The organism is Megasphaera sp. DJF_B143, from assembly GCF_900320625.1.
Taxonomy (GTDB): Bacteria; Bacillota; Negativicutes; order Veillonellales; family Megasphaeraceae; genus Megasphaera; species Megasphaera hexanoica.
Genome location: NZ_ONTA01000182.1, coordinates 1 through 2,393, shown reverse-complemented (window position 1 = coordinate 2,393; position 2,393 = coordinate 1). Strand labels below are relative to the sequence as shown.

Annotated in this window: 2 protein-coding genes; one reads left to right on the top strand and one right to left on the bottom strand. The window is 39.8% G+C overall.

All coding sequences use genetic code 11. The features are described from left to right. The coding region (locus tag DBO31_RS05515; protein ID WP_150824643.1) for an aminotransferase class I/II-fold pyridoxal phosphate-dependent enzyme at positions 1 to 575 on the bottom strand (575 nt) is incomplete at its 3' end. 182 nt (positions 576 to 757) lie between these two features. Here DBO31_RS05515 and DBO31_RS05510 point away from each other — a divergent pair. Then, positions 758 to 2,275, top strand: coding sequence for a sodium:alanine symporter family protein (locus DBO31_RS05510; RefSeq protein WP_150824642.1), 1,518 nt, complete (start codon positions 758 to 760; stop codon positions 2,273 to 2,275). Positions 2,276 to 2,393: the final 118 nt, after the last annotated feature.

Genomic DNA, 2,393 nt, shown 5'->3' with positions numbered 1-2,393 from the left:
CAAGTCATGAATGTATTATCTACTACAAAAATCGCATTATTATCATGCGCTATATCTGCGATTGCTTTAAGATCTGGTACGGTAATCATCGGATTGGATACGGTTTCCGTGTATAAAAGAGCGGTGTTCGGACGGATAGCTTTCTTTACACTGTCAATGTCCGTAAAGTCGGCGAATGTCGTTTCTACACCATAATGACTCAAAACTTTTGTAAAAATATCAATCGTTTCTCCGTAGAGCGTCATGTCAGACACGATATGATCGCCCGCTTTAACGTTGGAAATAATTGTGGTGGCAATGGCGCCCATGCCGGAACTGCAAGCAATAGAATCTTCACCATTTTCTGCGTAAGTCATTAATTCGATTAATGCGCTGCGGTTTGGATTGCGATTACGATTGTAGCAAAAACCATGTTCATCATAACGTTTTTGTAAATCATCCAGGTCTTCTACATTAAAGGCTGTAGTCATATAAATAGGAGTGGCTTCCGGGTTGGTAGCCGGTTCATTAATGTAGATGCCTTTTGAAAGAACATCTGTACCGAAACTGAATTTTTTGTCTGTTTGTTTAAACATGTTGTAAGACCTCCTGTATTTGACGTGTCTCCAGTATATTGTCTATAGCCACAATAGAGTCAATGTCAAAATGTCTGTTTTTTCACGTTGACTCTATTGTAGCTATATAGTTTAAGATTAGAGCCACAAGACAAATGCATTTGTAAGTTGGGACAACTTTATCTGAACTGGAGGTAGTGCATATGTTAGCACATACGCTGAATGCTATAAACGATTTTTTCTGGAGCATTCCATTCATTGCATTCGTTATTTTTGTAGGGGCTTATTTTACGATAGGGTCTAAATTTTTTACGATTTTTCATTTTGGACATATTATAAAGAACACGTTTATGAGTATGTTCAGCAAGGATGCCCATCAAAAGTCGGAAGGTCATGTTTCTCCGTTTGAAGCGATTTGTGTTTCTGTTGGCGGTAACGTTGGCATGGGAACCATCGGTGGTGTAGCAACAGCTGTTGCTACTGGTGGACCGGGTGCCGTATTCTGGATGTGGTTATGGGCTTTCTTTGGCATGATGGTCAAAATGGTTGAAACGACCTTAGGGTGTTATTACCGCAGCCGTAATGAAAAAGGTGAATATTACGGTGGTGGCACTTATATGCTGGAAAAAGGGATTGCTCATGAATTGCATCATCGTAAATTTGGCACGGTTCTGGCTGTTCTCTTTGGGATAGGTTTTGTTGCTCAGTTTTTAGGTGGTTCCCAGGTATACACCATTTCAGAAATTTTAAAAACAAGTTTTGGTATTGACCAGATGCTGGTTACAGTGTTATATACGGCTTTATTGTATTATGTCATTTACCACGGAATTCCCGGTGTAGCAAAATTTGAAAAATACGCAACTCCTTTTAAATGTTTGTTATACCTCGTAGGATGTTTGTTCTTGATCGTTTTTAATTATCAGAATATTCCACATATGTTTTATCTGATTTTCCATGATGCTTTTACAGGCACTGCAGCTGTTGGCGGTTTTGCCGGTGCCACTATTGCCAAAGTTATTGGTGATGGCGTTGCTCGTTCCATTAATGCCAATGAAGCTGGGCAGGGTTCTTCTCCTTTTATTTATGGATCTGCTGATACTCCGCATCCAGTACGTCAGGCTTTATGGGCATCATTCGACGTGTTTGTAAACACGATGATTGTTTGCTCCCTCACTGCTTTGTGTGTTATTGCTACAGGTGTTTGGGACTCTGGTATTAAAGGGGCATCTCTGAGTATTGCCGCTTTTGAAACGGCTTTCGGTTTTGGTGGGGATATCTTCCTTGGTATCGTAGCGATTCTCTTCGGGATTACCGTAACGAGTGGTTGGTTTACATTCTATGTAGCTGTCATCAATCATGGTTTTAGAAGCCGCCCGATTCTTCGCGACCGTTTAGTAAAAATTTTCAAATTTGTATATCCAATTCCAAATTTGATTATTGTTGGTTCTATTGTTTATACTGGCAACGGCCCGGATCTTTTCTGGACAATTGTTAATATTACATTGATTGCTCCGGTTGCCACAAACTTATTGGGATTGTTGGTATTGCGTAAGAAATTCTGGGCATTACTGAAAGACTATAAAGCCCGGTATATGGGTATTGGCGAAGTAGATCCTGATTTCTGCATCTTTTATGAAGATGATCCGGAAGTCTTTGCTCAGGAAGAAGCAATCCGGCAGAGAGCCCGTGAAATTGATGCCAAAGCTCACGCTAACAAGTAAAGTTGCATAGTGCTTTTATAAAATGTATATAAGCCACTCATAAAATTTTCAAAAATTTTATGAGTGGCTTATATACTATATTCAATTCGCTGTCCGTCATCAGATATTCCAGCTTGTT